This is a genomic window from Cupriavidus sp. GW822-FHT03E04 (assembly GCF_058801495.1).
Map to the genome: position 1 here is coordinate 259,206 of NZ_JBXANI010000002.1, position 17,437 is coordinate 276,642.

Annotated in this window: 17 protein-coding genes; 11 read left to right on the forward strand and 6 right to left on the reverse strand. The window is 66.5% G+C overall.

Annotated features, from left to right (window positions below):
- Positions 1-121: 121 nt before the first annotated feature.
- Positions 122-700: a MarR family winged helix-turn-helix transcriptional regulator gene (locus AC1RQC_RS03235; protein WP_492882447.1), complete on the reverse strand. Its 579-nt coding sequence runs from the start codon at positions 698-700 to the stop codon at positions 122-124.
- 121 nt (positions 701-821) lie between these two features.
- Between AC1RQC_RS03235 and AC1RQC_RS03240 the strand changes: the two genes are divergently transcribed.
- The 3 genes from AC1RQC_RS03240 (at position 822) to AC1RQC_RS03250 (ending at position 3,317) form a co-directional block, all read left to right on the forward strand.
- Positions 822-1,835, forward strand: a complete 1,014-nt coding sequence (locus AC1RQC_RS03240) for an EamA family transporter (RefSeq protein ID WP_492882448.1) — start codon at positions 822-824, stop codon at positions 1,833-1,835.
- A 60-nt stretch (positions 1,836-1,895) separates the two neighbouring features.
- A complete protein-coding gene (locus AC1RQC_RS03245; protein WP_150985467.1) occupies positions 1,896-2,186 on the forward strand; it encodes a hypothetical protein in 291 nt (96 codons plus the stop codon).
- A gap of 126 nt (positions 2,187-2,312) precedes the next feature.
- A complete protein-coding gene (locus AC1RQC_RS03250) occupies positions 2,313-3,317 on the forward strand; it encodes a Bug family tripartite tricarboxylate transporter substrate binding protein (protein WP_492882449.1) in 1,005 nt (334 codons plus the stop codon).
- Between the two features lie 17 nt (positions 3,318-3,334).
- Here AC1RQC_RS03250 and AC1RQC_RS03255 read toward each other — a convergent pair whose 3' ends face one another.
- Positions 3,335-4,027, reverse strand: a complete 693-nt coding sequence (locus AC1RQC_RS03255; protein WP_492376210.1) for a response regulator transcription factor — start codon at positions 4,025-4,027, stop codon at positions 3,335-3,337.
- A gap of 232 nt (positions 4,028-4,259) precedes the next feature.
- Between AC1RQC_RS03255 and AC1RQC_RS03260 the strand changes: the two genes are divergently transcribed.
- Together AC1RQC_RS03260 and AC1RQC_RS03265 are read left to right on the forward strand one after the other, a co-directional pair.
- Positions 4,260-4,958, forward strand: coding sequence for a response regulator transcription factor (locus AC1RQC_RS03260; protein ID WP_492376211.1), 699 nt, complete (start codon positions 4,260-4,262; stop codon positions 4,956-4,958).
- Positions 4,955-5,809, forward strand: a complete 855-nt coding sequence (locus AC1RQC_RS03265) for a histidine kinase (RefSeq protein WP_492882450.1) — start codon at positions 4,955-4,957, stop codon at positions 5,807-5,809. The genes AC1RQC_RS03260 and AC1RQC_RS03265 overlap by 4 nt, the downstream gene beginning before the upstream one ends.
- Positions 5,810-5,902: 93 nt before the next feature.
- On the opposite strand, the gene AC1RQC_RS03270 is transcribed toward AC1RQC_RS03265, so the two are convergent.
- The 4 genes from AC1RQC_RS03270 to minC form a co-directional block, all read right to left on the reverse strand.
- The gene (locus AC1RQC_RS03270) at positions 5,903-7,003 is read right to left on the reverse strand and encodes a porin (protein ID WP_492882451.1); all 1,101 of its coding nucleotides are present in this window, start codon (positions 7,001-7,003) and stop codon (positions 5,903-5,905) included.
- Positions 7,004-7,355: 352 nt separating this feature from the next.
- Positions 7,356-7,610, reverse strand: a complete 255-nt coding sequence (minE, locus tag AC1RQC_RS03275) for a cell division topological specificity factor MinE (protein WP_006164360.1) — start codon at positions 7,608-7,610, stop codon at positions 7,356-7,358.
- A gap of 15 nt (positions 7,611-7,625) precedes the next feature.
- A complete protein-coding gene (gene minD, locus AC1RQC_RS03280; RefSeq protein ID WP_043342744.1) occupies positions 7,626-8,441 on the reverse strand; it encodes a septum site-determining protein MinD in 816 nt (271 codons plus the stop codon).
- A gap of 62 nt (positions 8,442-8,503) precedes the next feature.
- A complete protein-coding gene (gene minC, locus AC1RQC_RS03285) occupies positions 8,504-9,319 on the reverse strand; it encodes a septum site-determining protein MinC (RefSeq protein ID WP_492376214.1) in 816 nt (271 codons plus the stop codon).
- 144 nt (positions 9,320-9,463) lie between these two features.
- Between minC and AC1RQC_RS03290 the strand changes: the two genes are divergently transcribed.
- From AC1RQC_RS03290 to kdpB, 6 genes are all read left to right on the forward strand, one after another.
- Positions 9,464-10,435: a magnesium and cobalt transport protein CorA gene (locus AC1RQC_RS03290; protein WP_492376215.1), complete on the forward strand. Its 972-nt coding sequence runs from the start codon at positions 9,464-9,466 to the stop codon at positions 10,433-10,435.
- Positions 10,436-10,723: 288 nt separating this feature from the next.
- Positions 10,724-12,811, forward strand: a complete 2,088-nt coding sequence (locus AC1RQC_RS03295; protein WP_492882452.1) for a hypothetical protein — start codon at positions 10,724-10,726, stop codon at positions 12,809-12,811.
- A gap of 297 nt (positions 12,812-13,108) precedes the next feature.
- Positions 13,109-13,276: a hypothetical protein gene (locus AC1RQC_RS03300; protein WP_170301836.1), complete on the forward strand. Its 168-nt coding sequence runs from the start codon at positions 13,109-13,111 to the stop codon at positions 13,274-13,276.
- A complete protein-coding gene (kdpF, locus tag AC1RQC_RS03305; protein WP_006164365.1) occupies positions 13,276-13,365 on the forward strand; it encodes a K(+)-transporting ATPase subunit F in 90 nt (29 codons plus the stop codon). Before AC1RQC_RS03300 ends, kdpF begins: the two co-directional genes overlap by 1 nt.
- Positions 13,365-15,185, forward strand: a complete 1,821-nt coding sequence (gene kdpA, locus AC1RQC_RS03310; RefSeq protein WP_492882453.1) for a potassium-transporting ATPase subunit KdpA — start codon at positions 13,365-13,367, stop codon at positions 15,183-15,185. The genes kdpF and kdpA overlap by 1 nt, the downstream gene beginning before the upstream one ends.
- 146 nt (positions 15,186-15,331) lie before the next feature.
- Positions 15,332-17,416: a potassium-transporting ATPase subunit KdpB gene (gene kdpB / locus AC1RQC_RS03315; RefSeq protein WP_492882493.1), complete on the forward strand. Its 2,085-nt coding sequence runs from the start codon at positions 15,332-15,334 to the stop codon at positions 17,414-17,416.
- Positions 17,417-17,437: the final 21 nt, after the last annotated feature.

The window sequence follows — 17,437 nt, forward strand, 5'->3', positions numbered from 1 at the left end:
GGGGCTCCGTGATGCAGTGAGGAAAAACGCAGTGGGGGGAAACAGAGAAAAGGCAGGACGGATTGCAGGGTTCGTGCCAGGCGAGGCGCATGCGTTGCTGCGACGCGCCTCGCCTGCCGCGTCATTCGCCGGCTGCCTCGAAGCCCTGCAGCCAGCGCCGCAACAGGCTTGCCAGCTGCTGGCGCTCCGCGGCCGAGAGCCGCTCCAGCAAACGATGCTCATTGGCCACGTGCACTTCCAGCGCGTGGTCGATGCGCACCCGGCCCGGCTGGGTCAGCTCGATCAGCAGCCCGCGCCGGTCATCCGGGTTGGGGCTGCGGCGCACCAGCCCGGCGCGTTCCAGATGGTCGATCCGGTTGGTCATGGTGCCCGAGGTGATCATCAGCGAATCGATCAGCGCGCCCGGCGACAGCGCATAAGGCGGGCCGGAGCGGCGCAGCGTGGCCAGCACGTCGAACTCCCAGGTATTCAGGCCGGTCGGTGCCAGCGCGGACTCCACCGCGCGGTCGGTGTGGCGCGCCAGGCGCCAGACCCGGCCAATGATGCCCATCGGCGCTGCGTCCATGTCCGGGCGCTCGCGCGCCCACTGGGCCAGGATATGGTCGACGCGATCGCTCCCGTCTTGGGGTGCCTCGTCGTTGCCGGCTTTCGGGGAGGGCGCCGTCGCGCTGCTTGCCTTGGGTTTGCCGCGGGTGGCCATGGTGGGCTGCTGTTGATCTTGGATGACGAGAATCTTGACATCAAGGCTTTCAGTTCGTAAAGTGGATTTTATATCTTGATATCAAGAATATTGTTGTGAAGAAAAATGGAGCCGTGACAACATGAAACTCGACCCGCAGCCCGCGCCCCAACCCGTCTCGCCAGCGCTGCCCGCAGCGCGCCCATCCTCGCCGTCTTCCACGCCTGTCCCGCAGGTTCAGGTACGCACGGCAGATGTCCTGCTGACCGCTTTGGCGCCCCTGATCTGGGGCAGCACCTACCTGGTCACCAGCCAATGGCTGCCGCCGGGACAGCCGCTGCTGTCGGGCGTGATCCGCGCGCTGCCGGCCGGCCTGGCGATGCTGGCGTGGGGCCGGCAACTGCCGCGCGGCGGCTGGTGGTGGAAGGCGGCGGTGCTGGGCGTGCTCAATATTGGTTTGTTCCAGGCCATGTTGTTTATCGCCGCCTACCGGCTGCCGGGCGGCGTGGCGGCCACCGTGGGCGCGATCCAGCCGTTGTTGGTGGTGGTGCTGGCGTGGCTGCTGCTGGGCGCGCGGCCGCGTCCGGCTACGTGGCTGGCCGGGCTGGGGGGCATCGGCGGCGTGGCCTTGCTGGTGCTGGGACCCGCCGCGCGGCTGGATGGCGTGGGCGTGGCGGCCGCGGCGGCCGGCGCGGTGTCGATGGCGCTGGGCACGGTGCTCGCCAAACGCTGGCGGGCACCGGTCTCGCCGCTGGTGCTCACCGCGTGGCAGCTCACCGCGGGCGCCTTGTTCCTGCTGCCCTTCGCGCTGGCCTTCGAGACGCTGCCGGCGCGGCTGACGGTGCCCAACGTGCTCGGCTACCTGTGGCTGTGCGTGGCCGGCGCCGGCGTGAGCTATGCGCTCTGGTTCCGTGGCATTGGCCGCTTGCCGACCGCGGCGGTGTCCGCGCTGGGCCTGCTCAGCCCCGTTAGCGCCACCGTGCTGGGATTCCTGGTGCTCGGCCAGAGCCTGAGCCCGGCGCAGATGGCCGGCGCGCTGCTGGTGCTGGCCAGCGTGTGGCTCGGGCAGCGCGCGCCGAAGGCGGCGCAGGCCGCTGCCGGAGGCTCCGGGGCTTCAGATAAGGCCCATGCGCCGTTGGCGCCGCGGCAAGGGTGAACGCAAGGGCGAAGCAAAGGTGAACGACCAGGGTGAATGGCGCGCCGTTTTTGCGGCATCATGGCGGGCATGACGTCCGCCGTACCTTCCCCCACCTCATCCCGGCCCGCTTGCGATCACTGTCTGGCGCTAGCGGCGGATTCCCGCCGGCGCGAGCCGCATGAGCGGCTTGTGCTCAAGCACACCGCGCCGCTGGTCAGCCAGAGCGCCGCCGGCGTGCCGTTCAGCATGCTCACGTTCACGTGCCGCGAGTGCGGCACCGTTTGGCGGCTCTATGACCGCGCCAACGAGCTCTTTGTCTCGTGGGTGCCGGACCGCGCGCTGGGCCGCGGCGCCGATCGGATAAAATAGCGCCTGTTTCCTGCCTGCGTGCTGACGGTCCAGCGCCCGGTTCCGGGCCGCCCGGCGGCGCCAGCACGGCCAGTTCCGTCGTTCCGTTGTTCCGTCTTCCAACCGTTGTCCTCGTCGTCCCCCGCCATGTCCGCTTCCCACCGAATTCCCCTGCTGGCTGCTGCCTCCGTGTTTGCCGCCGCCCTGACGAGCCCGCTCGCCAATGCCGCTGACGCTGCCAGCGCCGCTGGTGCGTATCCCGCGCGCCCGATCCGGCTGATCGTGGCCTATCCCACCGGCGGCATCAGCGATACCGTGGCGCGCGCGCTCGGCGAGCGCCTGTCGGCCCAGATGGGTGCCTCGGTGGTGGTGGAAAACAAGGCGGGCGCGGGTGGCAGCATCGGCATCGACGCCGTGGCCAAGGCCGCGCCGGACGGCTACACGCTGGGCTTTGCCTCGACCAGCCCGCTCACGCTCAACCCGCACGTGGGCCGCGTCAACTACGATCCGCAGCGCGACATCGCGCCGGTCATGAGCGTGATGTATTCGCCGGTGCTGGTGATCGCCACGTCGAGCTTTGGCGGCAAGTCGTTCCAGGACCTGTTGGCGCAAGCCAAGGCCAAGCCGGGCTCGGTGCGCTGGGCCACGTCGGGCCTGGGCACGGTGGGCCATGTCATGCTGGAACAGGTCAAGTCGAAGGCCAAGGCCGACCTGACCCTGATCCCTTACAAGGGCGCGGGCCAACAGATGAACGACGCCCTCGGCGGCCAGTTCGAGGTGATGAGCACCAACGCCAGCCCCATGCTGACCCAGCACATGCAGGCCGGCCGGCTGCGCGCGCTGGCGGTGGGCGCACCCAAGCGCATCGAGTCGCTGCCCAATGTGCCGACCTTTGCCGAGCTGGGCTACCCCAAGGCCAACCTCACCTCCACCTTCGGTATCTTCGCGCCCGCGCGCACGCCCGTGGCTATCATCACCAGGCTGAATGCCGAACTGAACAAGGCCCTGCAAGAGCCTGAGGTGCGCGAGCGCCTGCTCAAGGGCGGCGAAGTCCCCACCGGCGGCACCGCCGCGCAATTCGCCAAGGCCATCCATGCGGAATACGACGACAACGCCCGCATCGTGAAGGAAGCGGGCATCAAGGCGGACTGACGGGCTGGGCAGCCGCGTCATGGCTGCTCGATCAGGTCCAGCCGGCAGCCGGTGGCATACACCGCCGACAGGCGCACGCCATTGCGCGGCTCCAGCGCCAGCTTGGTGCGCACGCGCGACAGGTGGCTGTCCACCGTGCGCGATGCCGGCGGCATGCTGCGGCGCCAGACCGATTCCTCGATGGTCTGGCGCAGCAGCAACTGGCCGGCATGGCGAAACAGCAAGACCGCCAGCTCGTACTCCTTGGGCGCCAGCTTGACCAGGCGGCCGTTGACGAAGGCGCGCCGCTCGGCCAGCACAAAGCGGTAAGCACCCAGCTCAAGGTCGCCGCAGGCCTGCGCTACCGGCGCCATGCGCCGCAGCAGCGCATCGACGCGCGCGGCCAGCTCGGCGTGGCGTACCGGCGGCGGCAGGAAGGCATCCGCGCCATGGGCGAAGCACCGGGCGATATGGTCGTCGTCGTTGTGCTGGCTCAGCAGCATCACCGGCAACGCATCGCCGAGGGTACGGCGTATCCACAGCAGGACGTCGCGCGCCGGGATGCCGGGAACCTCCCAGGCCATCAGCAGCAGCGCGTAGGGCTCGTTGCGCAGCGCCTGCATCAGCGCACCCCCTTCGCGAAAGCGCACCGCCTCATGGCCGCTGAGCCTGAGCGTCTGCTCTAGCAGGACGGCTCGCGCCGGGTTGTCCTCCAGTACTGCGACTCGCATGAACTTTCTCCTCGTGCGCGGTATTGCCAGGGCATCTTAACGTCGCGGTCCGCGTGGTGGATCGTTAATAGAGGCTGCCGCCGCAGATTGCGAAATTTCTCATCCGAAAGACTTCTCTCGCGGCTTCTAATGACGGATAGCCCCGCATCGTCGGGTCACTCCCTGGCGCCGGCGGCGCCAATTACCGCGAGACCGGCAGGCGTCCAAGCCTTTCCGGCCAAATTGCATGGGTATGAAGATCGCATCACTGGAAGATGAACCCGCAGAGGCGGCCCTGATCCGGCAGATTCTCGGCGAGGCCGGGCATGCCTGCACCACCTTTACGCGCAGCCGCGACCTGCTGCGGCAACTGCGCGAGGAGAACTTCGACCTGCTGCTGCTCGACTGGCAGATGCCGGATCTTTCCGGCAAGGAGGTGCTGACCTGGGTGCGCGCCAACCTGGACCGGCGCGTGCCCGCGATGTTCCTGACCTGCCGCGTGGAGGAAGAAGACATCGTCGATGGCTTCGCCACCGGCGCCGACGACTACATGCTCAAGCCGGTGCGTCGCGGCGAACTGCTGGCGCGCATCCGTTCGCTGCTGCGCCGCGCCTATCCGGACCCGGGCAGCGGCGGCGCGCAGGTGGCGCTGGCCGACTATGTCATCGACTGCGCCGCGCGCACGGTGGCCCATCGCGCCCAGCCGCTCAGGCTGACGCCCAAGGAGTTCGACCTGGCCGTGCTGCTGTTTCGCAACGAAGGCCGCATCGTGTCGCGCGACCATATCGTGGCGGCGGTCTGGGGACGCGAGATCTCGCCGCTCTCGCGCACCATCGATACGCATATGTCGCGCGTGCGCAGCAAGCTTGCCCTGCACCCGGAGCACGGGCTGCGGCTGCTGCCGGTCTACACGCATGGCTACCGTCTCGAACTCACCGGCGCGGCGCCATGACGGCGTGGCTGCGTTGTGAAATCCTGCGCTGGGTCGCGGGCCTGCGTGCTGTCGCGCGTTGCCTGGAGCGTCTCGCCCACAGGATGGGGGCGGGCATGGAAGAGGGCGGGCAAGACAGGCCCGCGGGCATGGCCGCCATCCGCGCCATGCTACCTGCCGGCGGCGCCGTCGATGCGCCGTCCTGCGACAGCGCGGCGCTGGCATCCTGGCAAACCGCCATGCGGGCGTTGTCGCACGATTTGCGCTCGCCGCAGAGTGCCATCCTGGCGCTGGTGCAATTGCACCAGGACGTGCCGTCCGCATGCGCGCACGCGGCATTCGTGGCGCAGACAGCAGGCTATGCGCAGGCGTCGCTGCGGCTTACCGACGACATCGCGCGGTTGTTGCGCGAGCTTGCCCACGGCTACCGCATGGAGATACTGGAGCTGACGGCGCTGCTGCGCGAGTCCGCCGACGCGCTCTGCCTGCATGCCGGGCCCGCGCCCGAACTCGACCTGGCTGGCAGCAAGGCCTGGATACGAGGCGATGCCGCCATGCTGGCCGAAGCCCTGCGCGTGCTGATGGCGCTGGCCATGATGTCCGCAGCCGGGAGCACGCCGCCGCGGGTGTGCCAGCGGCTCGACGGCCGCCTCTGCCGGATTTCGATCGCCTTCGTGCCTGATGCCGGTGCTGATGACGTTGCGTGGCGGGCCGCGCGTGCCCGGACGCCGGCGATGCAGTTTTGCCGTCGCGTGCTGTCGCGCCATGGCGGCGCGCTCGATGCGGATCGCGCCGCAGATGCCGAAGCCGAAGCCGGAACTGAAGCCGATGGCAGGATCACCTGGCATCTGCACTTGCCCATGTCGCTCTGAAAAATGCCCTGAAAAACAAAAAAAGCACCCGAAGGTGCTTTCTTGCAGTCAGACGTTACCCCGCGCGAGCGCGGGGCATGCCGACAAGGACAATCAGAAAATGTGGCGAATACCGACTGCCGCACCGGTCTGGTTGTTCTTGCCCGGCAGTTCGGTCTTCGTGCCGCCGGTCAGCTTGTTGTAGTCCACGGTGCCGTAGACCTGGGTACGCTTGGACAGCGAGTACTCGGCCAGCAGTACGCCGGTGTAACGGTTGCCTTGGTTGTTAGAAACGCCGTTCGCGTTCTGGACGTGGTCGCCGTAGAACACGCCGGTCAGAGCCAGTGCCGGGGTTGCCTGGTAGGTCACGCCCAGGTAACCGATGGCGTCCTTGCGCGGGTTCGACGTGAAGTTGCCCGCCGGTACTGCGTTGGCGGTGCCAGCGGCCAGGGCGTCACCATTCAGGCTGGCATCGACGTTACCGGTGCGGTCCTTGCCACCCACGTAACCCAGGAAGATCTTGGCCGGGCCAATGCTGTACTTACCTGCCGCGCCCCACATTTGCTGCTTGTTACCGTTGGCGTCGCGGACCTCTTGGTACACGCCACCAAAGCCGAACGGGCCAACGGTGTACGCAGCGCGGGTGCCCCAGTATTGCGACGAGGTGATGGAACCAGCCTTCTCGCCAAAGCCGTAGCTGGCGCCTACGTCCAGACCGCCGAACTTGCCGCCGTAGCTGACTACGTTGTCATTGCGGAAGTTCGTCAGGAAGAACGGCCAGGCGTTCGCGGTGTAGTTGCCGATGGTCAGCGGATCGTAATCGCCGAAGAAGTTAAAGCCTTCGGTGTACTGGCGGCCCAGCTTGATGGTGCCGAAGTCGCCGGCCAGGCCCACATAAGCCTGACGGCCGAAGAGACGGCCGCCCGGATTGGCTGCGCTAACTTGGTTGGCCTTGCCGGTATCCGGATCGAAGCCGTTTTCCAGTTGGAAGATCGCCTTCAGGTTGTTGCCCAAGGCTTCGCTGCCCTTGATGCCCCAGCGGCTGTTGGTGATGGCGCCGTTGGTCAGCTGATACAGGCTATCGTTGTTGCCATTCGAGTTATTGCTGTAGCGAATGCTCTGATCAACGATACCGTACAGGGTCACGGACGTTTGTGCGTAGGCGCTGCCGGCCAGCAGCGTACCAAGTGCGAGGGTCAGGGCTGATTTCTTCATGTGGCTCCTTTTCTATTCTGTAGTGTCAGCGGTCGGATCGCGATGACTGACGAGTTTACGTTTCGTGTAAACGCCCGCGAAAATTTAACAAAACAGAAAAGATTTAGACACTAATGCACGCCGTTGGCAGCCTCTAAGCTGGCAATTGGTGCAAAAACGTTGCGACGCCGCGACAAATTTACATAATGGTGCATCGCGAGATGAATCCAGCGTTACTCGCGCACCCCACGGTGTGGGGGATGGTGCCGGCAGCGCGAGCGCGCTCCGGCCACCGAGGCAGGCCAGGCGGGCGTTTCACGGTGAAGCGCCGCCGCTTGAAGCGCGGGCCGGGGCGTGCTGGCCCGGCTCAGGGTTATCCCTGTGGGATCTCGATCTTGACCTCGAGCACCTCGAGATTGTCCTGGCGTTCCAGGCTCACGCGCAGATCCTGGTCACTGATCTTTACGTATTTGGAAATCACCGCGACCAGCTCGCGCTGCAAGGCGGGAAGGTAATCGGCCGGCGCGGAATGGCCGGTGCGTTCATGGGCGAGGATGATCTGCAGCCGCTCCTTGGCAACCGAAGCGGACTTCTTCTTCTCGCCGAGCAGGAAGGACAGAATCGACATGATGGTAGACCCCCCTTACTTGTTGCCGAAGATGCGCGAAAGCAGCCCCGGCTTCTGGTAGTCGGTGAAACGCATCGGCTTGTCCTTGCCGAGGAAGCGGTCCACCAGGTCGCCATAGGCGTCGGCCACGTCGGAGCCTTCCAGGTGGATGGCCGGCGTGCCCTGGTTGGATGCGTGCAGCACGGCTTCGGATTCCGGCACCACGCCGATCAGCTTGATGCGCAGGATTTCCTGGATGTCGGTGAGCGACAGCATTTCGCCGCCGTGCACGCGCTTCGGGTTGTAGCGCGTGATCAGCAGGTGTTCCTTGATCGGGTCGCCGCCTTCGGCCGCGCGCTTGGTCTTGGATGACAGGATGCCCAGGATGCGGTCCGAGTCGCGCACCGAGGACACCTCGGGGTTGGTCACGACCAGCGCCTCGTCGGCGAAGTACATGGCCAGCAGGGCGCCGGACTCGATGCCCGCGGGCGAGTCGCAGACGATGTACTCGAAGCCCATGTCGACCAGGCCATTGATGACCTTCTCCACGCCCTCCTTGGTGAGCGCGTCTTTATCGCGCGTCTGCGAGGCCGGCAGGATGAACAGGTTTTCGCACTTCTTGTCCTTGATCAGCGCCTGGTTCAGGTTGGCTTCGCCCTGTACCACGTTGACCAGGTCGTACACCACGCGACGCTCGCAACCCATGATCAGGTCGAGGTTGCGCAGGCCGACGTCGAAGTCGATCACGGCAGTCTTGTGGCCACGCAGGGCCAGGCCGGCGGAAAAGCTGGCGCTGGTGGTGGTCTTGCCTACGCCTCCCTTGCCGGAGGTCACAACGATGATTTTTGCCATGGCTCTTGGATCCAGTAATGGTTGAAGCTTGCGCTGCTGTGGTTTGGGCTCTGCGGCGGGTGTTACTTCATCCGGAGCGGTTCGAGAATCAGTTTCTCCCCCGACAGCCGCACCTGGGCCGATTTGCCCAGCACATCGGCGGGCAGCGGCAGTTCGGCGGTGCGGTAGATGCCGGCGATGGAGAGCAGTTCGGGCTCCAGGCAGGTGCAGAAGATGCGCGCCTGCGCGTAGCCCTTGACCCCCGCCAGCGCGCGGCCGCGCAGCGGGGCATAAATATGGATGTTGCCTTCGGCGATGACCTCGGCGCCGTAGCTGACCAGGTCGAGGATCACCACGTCGCCGGCGGCGTAGATCTGCTGGCCGGAGCGCAGCGGCTTGTCGATCAGCATGGTGGGCACGCTGCGCGACGCGGCTTCGGCAATGGCGGCCGCGGCGGCGGCTTCCACTTCGGCGGCCGCAGCCTTTGCCTCGGCCTGGGCCGCAGCCTGGGCGTCGGCCAGGGCTTCAGCCGGGGAGGGGCCTGCCGGCTCGGCCGGCGGGGTTTCGTCCCGGCCGCCGCGCCGGCTCTGGCTGTCGAGCAGCGGCAGGCCAAACGACTCGGCCCAGCCCCGCTGCGCCTCGCGGGCCACCACGCCGATAGCGCGGGCCTTGAGCAGGGCCAGGGTCTCGATCACCGTGTCCAGGGCTACCTGGTCGTCGCTTTCCAGCCGGCGCAGGTCCAGGGCCACCACATCGTTGGAGAAGAAATCGGGGGTCGATTCGAAGCGGGACAGGAGATCGTCACGCAGCGCTGCGATGTCGGTGGTCTTGAGAGCGAGGAGGAGGGCGTCGACATTGCCACTGCGCAGCTCGAAGCGTGGCGATTTCTTCTGGGACATAGTCGGTGACCGTGGAAATGGGACATTCTAACTTCGTCTGGGTGCAGAACTGTAACAAATGCCGGATGACCCGAGACCAGTGCCGGATGCGGCGCGTTGATGGCGCCCTTGTTACGATTGCGCCATCTGAACAACGGAGCAGTCATGGGCGCGATCGTCAATAGTGTGGCCTACCGCAGCGGCAAGCGCGTGGGAGATGTCGCCCTGGACCAGATCAGCGACGCAATCTCGGTCCCGGGCACCTTCGTCTGGCTGGGCTTGCACGAACCGGACCTGCCGCTGCTGCGCAAGGTGCAGCAGGAGTTTGGCCTGCACGACCTGGCGGTGGAGGATGCCCTTGATGCCCACCAGCGCCCCAAGCTGGAGACCTACGGCGACTCCATCTTCATCGTGCTGAACACCGCACAACTGGTGGACGACGAAGTGGTGGTGGGCGAGACCCACCTGTTCGTCGGCCCCAACTATGTGGTGTCGGTCCGTCACGGCGTGAGCAGCAGCTACGCGCCGGTGCGCGAGCGCTGCGAGAGCGACGCGCGCGCGCTGGCCAACGGCCCGGGCTACGTGCTCTACGCGCTGATGGATTTCGTGGTCGACCACTACATGCCCATCGTCACCCGGCTCGAGGATGGCTTCGAGCAGCTCGAGCAAGGCATCTTCCGCGACGAATTTGACCGTGCCGCGATCGAGCACCTGTATCACATCAAGCGCCAGGTGCTGCGCCTGCGCAATGCGGTCTACCCGATCGAGGAGATCTGCGGACAACTGATCCGGTTGCACGAGGACCTGGTGCCCAAGGAGCTGCGCGCGTACTTCCGCGACATCGAGGACCACGCCAGCCGCCTGGTGCGCACCCTGGACGTGGTGCGCGAGATGCTGACCACCGCGGTGCAGGTGAACCTGGCACTGGTCACTGTGGGCCAGAATGAAGTGGTCAAGCGCCTGGCCGGCTGGGGCGCCATCCTGGCGATTCCCACCGTGGTGTTCAGCTTGTACGGCATGAACTTCAACTTCATGCCGGAGCTGAAATTCCACTATGCGTATCCGACCGTGATCGGGGTGACCGCGCTCGCCTGCGGCGGGCTCTGGCGCAAGCTGCATAAGTCCGGCTGGATCTGAGCCGCGCGGCGTGGCAACCCGGTTGCCACGCCTGCCGCCCCCACGGCGCCCCCGTTTTTCCCCGCCATTCCTCCCTGCGCAGTCCGGGGCGGGGCGCCATGCCATGTTTATGGGATTCCCACCTGCTTGCCGGCTGCTTAGTCTTGCCCTGCCGGGGGACGCGAGACCGCTGCCATCGGCCGGCTAACGAATAACAGGGTCCTGCCGTAAATCAAGTTGCCGGCACGGCGCTGGCAAAAAACGAAAAGCAGAAGAAACACCGGAATCCATTCTCAGGGGGAAAATCCAATGAAGCTTCAACTTCAGACATTCGGGGTCGCGCTGAGCGGCGCGGCACTGCTGGCGCTGGCCGCCTGCGGTGGCGGCGGCAGCGATAGCACAAGCAGCGGCTCCGCCGCCGACAAGCCGGTCCTGGCCGCAGCTGCGGTGACCGGCACGGCCGCCACCGGCGCGGCGCTGGCCAACGCCAATGTGGCCATTACCGATAGCGCGGGTGCATCGCCCTGCCAGGAAGCCGCGATCACCACCAGCGCCCTGGGCAGCTACACCTGCACCCTGAAGACGGGCGAGGTGGCGCCGTTCTTCGTGGTCGTCACGGACCCCACGGGCAACACGGCCCCGCTGGTCAGCGTGAGCACCGTCACGCCGGCTGCCGGCGCCAAGCTGACCATCAACGCCACGCCGCTGACCACGGCCATCGTGGCGCAACTCGCCGCCGACGGCAATCCGCTGACTCTCGTCAGTGGCAAGACGGTGGACGCCGCCGCCTTGCAAAAAGTCACCGCCAACGTGGTCGCGCAGCTCGCCAGCGTGCTCGCCGCCATCGGCGCGCCCGCCAATTACGATCCGTTCTCGACCGCCATCACCGCCGCCACGGCCGCCGGCGTGGGCAATACCGCCGACCAGGTGCTCGATATCGTCAAGGTGGTCACGGATCCGGCCACCGGCAAGCTGGCGCTGGCCACCGTCGACAACCCGACGCCCGTGGCCATCGCCACCGCCACCAGCACGGGCGGCACGCTCGCCGCGCCGGCAGTCGCCGTTGCGGCCCTGCCGCAGGCAGCGCAGGCGGTCGCCAAGGGGCTCTCAGCCTGCTTCGCGCTGCCCGTCGCGCAGCGCGTGACGTCCTCCAATACCAGCCTGAGCGCGTCGCAGGGCGGCCCGGAAGTCGATGGGGTGGCGTCCGCATGCCAGAACATCGCTGCCGACATCAGCAACGCGGCCGGTGTCGATTTCCTGCACAACGGTTTTTACTTCGGGCAATTGCTCTACGGCATCCTGACCAGCGACACCATGACGGGCGCGCAGTTCAGCGTGCCGGAAATCATGGCGTTCTATCCCGCCGCCTCGACGGCCTCGGGGCGTGACGAAGCCATCTTCAACATCCGGTACCTGGACGCCAGCGGCAACCCTGGCAACATCATCACGACGGCACGCGATATCGCGGGCGGCGCCACCAGCGCGCATCCGTCGAGCTGGTGGCTGGTCGGCAACCAGCAGCCGGTCGACGTCACGCTCAAGCTCCAGATCCGGCGCGTTGAGCAGATGAACCCGGGCTTCAACAAGAGCAACAACAACTACAGCCACTTCCAGAGCGGCATCCAGTTCATGATCAACGCCAAGGGCCCGGGCAGCGTCGTCAACAACGCGCCCCTGAGCTATGCGCGCGTGACCGGGCCCGGCTTGCCGAGCAATGGCATCGTCTATATCGCGCCGGTCCCGGCCGAGGTGGGCCAGACCTATATGGACGTGAGCAACAAGACCGGCACGGTGCCCGTCACCGCCCAGTGCGGCAACGAGTTCAGCCCGCCCTCGCCGTCGTACAACTGCCCGAATTTCTGGTTCTCGCGGACCGCGGGCCTCAGCGGTAGCGCGGCCAGCACCCTGGCGGGCAATCCTGCCAGCCTGGTATGGGCGCAAGCGGCGGACAACGCGGATGCCTCCAAGGTGGTCAAGGGTGCGAAGTACCGCATCGAGCTGTTCCATGGCACCAACACCACGCCGACCTACAGCTACAACAAGACCCTGCTGAGCGACCTCGTGCCGGCCACCCAAGGGGTGAACCTGCCGTGGAACACGCTGGGCAGCAAATCGCTGGCCGCACTGGACCCGTCCAACGCCAGCCTGGCCGGTGCGCAGACGTCGCTGACGGCGGACTGGGTGCAGAATGTCTCCGCCCAGCAGATCGGCAGCGTTGCCGCCACGGTCGACAACAACGGTACCTGGAGCACCTCCACGTCGGCACCCAGGGGCGCGACCTCGATCGTGGTCAACGCGGCGGTGCCGGCCTTCACGGCCACCACCAACCGCGGGCTGCTGTTCGGGTACCGCATGCTGGATAACAGCAACAAGTCGGCGGTCTTTACCTACAACTAACCATACAACTAACCGTACAACCGACCATGCAACTGACGTAACGGATCAGGCGCTCCTGACGCGGCCGGCGCCACAGCCGGCTTCGGCGACCTGCATAGCCCCGCAAGGCCAACAGCCTGCGGGGCTTTTTCTTGGCTGGCGCCGATGCCCGGCAAGCGGGATGGGCGCCGCTACGGGCTCTCGCACCGTTTTTACGCGATTTTTATATCTTCTTTACACCCCCGCCCCCCCTCTCTATCCCGTTTTTACCACTCGATCCCTAATCTGCCATCTGTGAATCACTCACGGTGTGTTGCCATGGACGGGATCTATTTCATTGGTTTGTTGCTGTTTGGTGCGCTGACTGGCGCACTGCTGCTCTTGTGCGCCGCGCTCGCAGGCAAACCGCCGGGAGCGGCCGAGGGGCCGGGCGCAGAAGCCGCCGACGCGCGCCGCAAGGACAGCGCCACCGACAGGAGGCTGTGATGGACTGGGCTGACCTGCTGGGCGGCGTGCTCGCCGTTGCTGTCTTTATCTACCTCCTGATCGCCCTGTTCCGGCCGGAGAAATTCTGATGTCCACCGAATTCCTGGGACTACTGGTCCTCTACCTAGCCATCCTGCTGGCGCTCGCGCCCTTCGTGGGGCGTTATATCCGCCGCGCGATGGAAGACGACCGCTACCTCGCCACGGCCTGGGGCCGCCCGCTTGAGCGCGTGCTGTACCGCGTGGCGGGCGTGCGCGCCAATGCCGAGATGGGCTGGAAGCAATACGCCATCGCGGTCATCGCCTTCAACATGCTGGGCGTGGTGGCGGTCTATGCGCTGCAGCGCATGCAGGCCTGGCTGCCGCTTAACCCGCAAGGCTTCGGCGCGGTGTCGCCGGACTCGGCCTTCAACACCGCCGTGAGCTTCGTCGCCAATACCAACTGGCAGGGCTATGCGGGCGAATCCACCATGAGCTATCTCACGCAGATGCTGGCGCTCACGGTGCAGAACTTCTTCTCGGCGGCCACCGGCATCGCAGTGGTGTTCGCGCTGATCCGCGGCTTTGCGCGCCAGAGCGCGGTCACCATCGGCAACTTCTGGGTCGACATGACGCGCTGCACGCTCTACGTGCTGGTGCCGATTTCCGCGGCGATCGCGCTGGCGCTGGTCAGCCAGGGCGTGATCCAGAATTTCGACAGCTACAAGGAAGTCAGCCTGGTCACGCCGGTCGAATACAGCCAGCCCAAGGTGGACGCAGCCGGCCAGCCCGTGCTCGACGCCAAGGGCGCGCCGGTGATGGAGGCCATGAAGACCGACAAGCAGACGCTGGCAATGGGCCCGGTGGCTTCGCAGGAAGCCATCAAGATGCTCGGCACCAACGGCGGCGGCTTCTTCAACGCCAATTCGGCGCATCCGTTCGAGAACCCGACCGAGCTTGCCAACCTGATCGAGATGCTGGCCATCTTCCTGATCCCGGCGGCGCTGTGCTTCACCTTCGGCGAGATGGTCAAGGACCGCCGCCAGGGCGTGGCGATCCTGGCGTCGATGGCGGTGATCTTCATCGTGATGGCATGCGTTGCCGCAGCCTCCGAGCAGCAGGCCAACGCCGCGCTGGCGGGTTTGCCGATCGACCATGCGGCCAGCGCGCTGCAGGCGGGCGGCAATATGGAAGGCAAGGAAACGCGCTTCGGCATCGCCGCCACCGCGCTGTTCGCCACCATCACCACGGCGGCGTCGTGCGGCGCGGTCAACGCCATGCACGACTCCTTCACCGCCATCGGCGGGCTGGTGCCGATGCTGCTGATGCAGCTTGGCGAAGTGGTGTTCGGCGGCGTGGGCTCGGGCCTGTACGGCATGCTGGTGTATGCGGTGCTCGCCGTGTTCATCGCGGGCCTGATGATCGGCCGCACGCCGGAGTACCTGGGCAAGAAGATCGAGACCTATGAGATGAAGATGACCGCAGTGGCGATCCTCGTCACGCCCCTGCTGGTGCTCCTGGGCACGGCAGTGGCGGTGATGGTGGAGCCGGGCCGCGCCGGTGTGTTCAACCCAGGCACGCACGGCTTCTCGGAAATCCTCTATGCGTTCTCGTCGGCTGCCAACAACAACGGCAGCGCCTTCGGCGGCTTGTCTGCCAACACGCCCTTCTACAACGTGGCGCTGGCCGCGGCGATGTGGTTCGGCCGCTTCTGGATCATCGTGCCGATCCTGGCCATGGCGGGCTCGCTGGCGGCCAAGCGCAGGCTGCCGGTGACGGGCGGCACCATGCCCACGCACGGCCCGCTGTTCGTGGTGCTGCTGGTCGGCTCGGTGCTGATGGTGGGCGCGCTCACCTATATCCCGGCGCTGGCGCTGGGCCCGGTGGCGGAGCAGTTGCAGGCGCCGGTGGTCTCGGCGGCTAGCAAGTAATGGAGAAACGCATGCAACAAGAATCCATGGTGACGCGCAGCAAGAACGCCGGCGTGGCACCGGCAAACACTACCCCGGCCACCAGCGTGGTCACGCCGGCCCTGGCCGCGCAAAAGAGCGGCGGCCATCATCGCCCGCGCGGCGGCATGTTCGCGCCCGAACTCGTCAAGCCAGCGCTGCTCGATTCGGTGAAGAAGCTTTCGCCGCGCGATCAGTTGCGCAACCCGGTGATGTTCGTGGTCTATGCGGGCAGCATCCTGACCACGATCCTGTTCTTCCGCGCGCTGTTCTCGCCCGCCACGGCGGGTGGCGAGAGCGCCGGGTTTATCCTGGCCGTGTCGGTGTGGCTGTGGTTCACCGTGCTGTTTGCGAACTTTGCCGAAGCGCTGGCCGAGGGCCGCAGCAAGCAGCAAGCCGAAGCGCTGCGCGGGCTCAAGACCACTGTCACCGCCAAGCTGGTCAAGGAAGGCCGGCGCGATTACCGCGCCGCCGGCGCCACCGAGGCGCGGGGCGCCGCCGCGCTGCGCCGTGGCGACGTGGTGCTGGTCGAGGCCGGTGACATGGTGCCCGGCGACGGGGACGTGATCGAAGGCGTGGCCTCGGTGGACGAGAGCGCCATCACCGGCGAATCGGCTCCCGTGATCCGCGAATCCGGCGGCGACTTTTCCTCGGTCACCGGCGGCACGCGCGTGCTGTCCGACTGGATCGTGGTGCGCATCACCACCAATCCGGGCGAGAGCTTCATCGACCGCATGATCACCATGGTGGAAGGCGCCAAGCGCCAGAAGACGCCGAACGAACTGGCGCTGACCATCCTGCTGGTGGGCCTGACCATCGTGCTGCTGCTGGCCACTGCCACGCTGCAGCCGTTCTCGGTGTACAGCGTGTTCGTCGCCAAGGCCGGCATGCCCGTCACCATCACCGTACTGATCGCGCTGCTGGTGTGCCTGATCCCGACCACCATCGGCGGCCTGCTGTCGGCCATCGGCGTGGCCGGCATGAGCCGCATGATGGAAGCCAACGTGATTGCCACCTCGGGCCGCGCGGTGGAAGCCGCTGGCGACGTGGATGTGCTGCTGCTCGACAAGACCGGCACCATCACGCACGGCAACCGCCAGGCTTCGCGCTTTATCGCCGCGCCCGGCGTGTCGGCGCAGCAACTGGCCGAAGCCGCCTGGCTGTCATCGCTGGCCGATGAAACGCCGGAAGGCCGCAGCATCGTCACGCTGGCGCGCCAGCAGGCCGGCGCCGCCACGCCCGATATCAGCGCACTGCGCCCGATCTTCGTGCCGTTCACCGCGCAGACCCGCATGAGCGGCGTGGATGCCGGCGGGCGCAGCGTGCGCAAGGGTGCGGCCGATGCCGTGCGCAAGTACGTGACCGAGCGCGCCGGCAAGTTCCCCGACGCCGTGATGCAGGCGGTGGACGACGTGGCCCGCGCCGGCAGTACGCCGCTGGTGGTGGCGGAGTCCAGCACCGATGGCGAGCACGTACGCGTGCTTGGCGTGGTGGAACTCAAGGACATCGTCAAGACCGGCATTCGCGAGCGTTTCGGCGAGTTGCGCAAGATGGGCATCAAGACGGTGATGATCACCGGTGACAACCGCCTCACCGCCGCGTCGATCGCAGCGGAGGCCGGCGTCGATGACTTCCTTGCCGAAGCCACACCCGAAGCCAAGCTCAAGCTGATCCGCGACTACCAGGCCGAAGGCCGCCTGGTGGCGATGACCGGCGACGGCACCAACGACGCACCGGCGCTGGCGCAGGCCGACGTGGCGGTGGCGATGAACAGCGGCACGCAGGCGGCGAAAGAAGCCGGCAACATGGTCGACCTCGACAGCAATCCGACCAAGCTGATCGAAATCGTCGAGATCGGCAAGCAGATGCTGATGACGCGCGGCTCGCTCACCACCTTCAGCGTGGCCAATGATGTGGCGAAGTACTTCGCCATCATCCCGGCAGCGTTCGCCACCACGTACCCGCAGCTCAACCAGCTCAACGTGATGGGCTTGTCCACGCCGGCCTCGGCCATCCTGTCGGCGGTGATCTTCAACGCGCTGATCATCGTGGTGCTGATCCCGCTGGCGCTGCGCGGCGTGGTGTACCGGCCGCTCGGCGCGGCCATCTTGCTGCGGCGCAACCTGCTGGTGTACGGCCTCGGCGGCATCCTGGTGCCCTTTGTCGGCATCAAGGTGATCGACATGATCCTGACCCTGTTCGGCTGGGTCTGAGCGCAGCATCGAACGCATCGA

Bases quoted from the DNA above. Each gene is read 5' to 3' on its own strand.
- AC1RQC_RS03260 (WP_492376211.1), top strand. From the start codon at position 4,260: ATGAAGATCGCATCACTGGAAGATGAACCCGCAGAGGCGGCCCTGATC.
- AC1RQC_RS03300 (WP_170301836.1), top strand. From the start codon at position 13,109: ATGGACGGGATCTATTTCATTGGTTTGTTGCTGTTTGGTGCGCTGACT.
- AC1RQC_RS03270 (WP_492882451.1), bottom strand. From the start codon at position 7,003: ATGAAGAAATCAGCCCTGACCCTCGCACTTGGTACGCTGCTGGCCGGC.
- kdpB (WP_492882493.1), top strand. From the start codon at position 15,332: ATGTTCGCGCCCGAACTCGTCAAGCCAGCGCTGCTCGATTCGGTGAAG.
- AC1RQC_RS03245 (WP_150985467.1), top strand. From the start codon at position 1,896: ATGGCGGGCATGACGTCCGCCGTACCTTCCCCCACCTCATCCCGGCCC.
- minD (WP_043342744.1), bottom strand. From the start codon at position 8,441: ATGGCAAAAATCATCGTTGTGACCTCCGGCAAGGGAGGCGTAGGCAAG.
- AC1RQC_RS03240 (WP_492882448.1), top strand. From the start codon at position 822: ATGAAACTCGACCCGCAGCCCGCGCCCCAACCCGTCTCGCCAGCGCTG.
- AC1RQC_RS03295 (WP_492882452.1), top strand. From the start codon at position 10,724: ATGAAGCTTCAACTTCAGACATTCGGGGTCGCGCTGAGCGGCGCGGCA.
- minE (WP_006164360.1), bottom strand. From the start codon at position 7,610: ATGTCGATTCTGTCCTTCCTGCTCGGCGAGAAGAAGAAGTCCGCTTCG.
- kdpF (WP_006164365.1), top strand. From the start codon at position 13,276: ATGGACTGGGCTGACCTGCTGGGCGGCGTGCTCGCCGTTGCTGTCTTT.
- AC1RQC_RS03265 (WP_492882450.1), top strand. From the start codon at position 4,955: ATGACGGCGTGGCTGCGTTGTGAAATCCTGCGCTGGGTCGCGGGCCTG.
- minC (WP_492376214.1), bottom strand. From the start codon at position 9,319: ATGTCCCAGAAGAAATCGCCACGCTTCGAGCTGCGCAGTGGCAATGTC.
- kdpA (WP_492882453.1), top strand. From the start codon at position 13,365: ATGTCCACCGAATTCCTGGGACTACTGGTCCTCTACCTAGCCATCCTG.
- AC1RQC_RS03290 (WP_492376215.1), top strand. From the start codon at position 9,464: ATGGGCGCGATCGTCAATAGTGTGGCCTACCGCAGCGGCAAGCGCGTG.
- AC1RQC_RS03250 (WP_492882449.1), top strand. From the start codon at position 2,313: ATGTCCGCTTCCCACCGAATTCCCCTGCTGGCTGCTGCCTCCGTGTTT.
- AC1RQC_RS03255 (WP_492376210.1), bottom strand. From the start codon at position 4,027: ATGCGAGTCGCAGTACTGGAGGACAACCCGGCGCGAGCCGTCCTGCTA.
- AC1RQC_RS03235 (WP_492882447.1), bottom strand. From the start codon at position 700: ATGGCCACCCGCGGCAAACCCAAGGCAAGCAGCGCGACGGCGCCCTCC.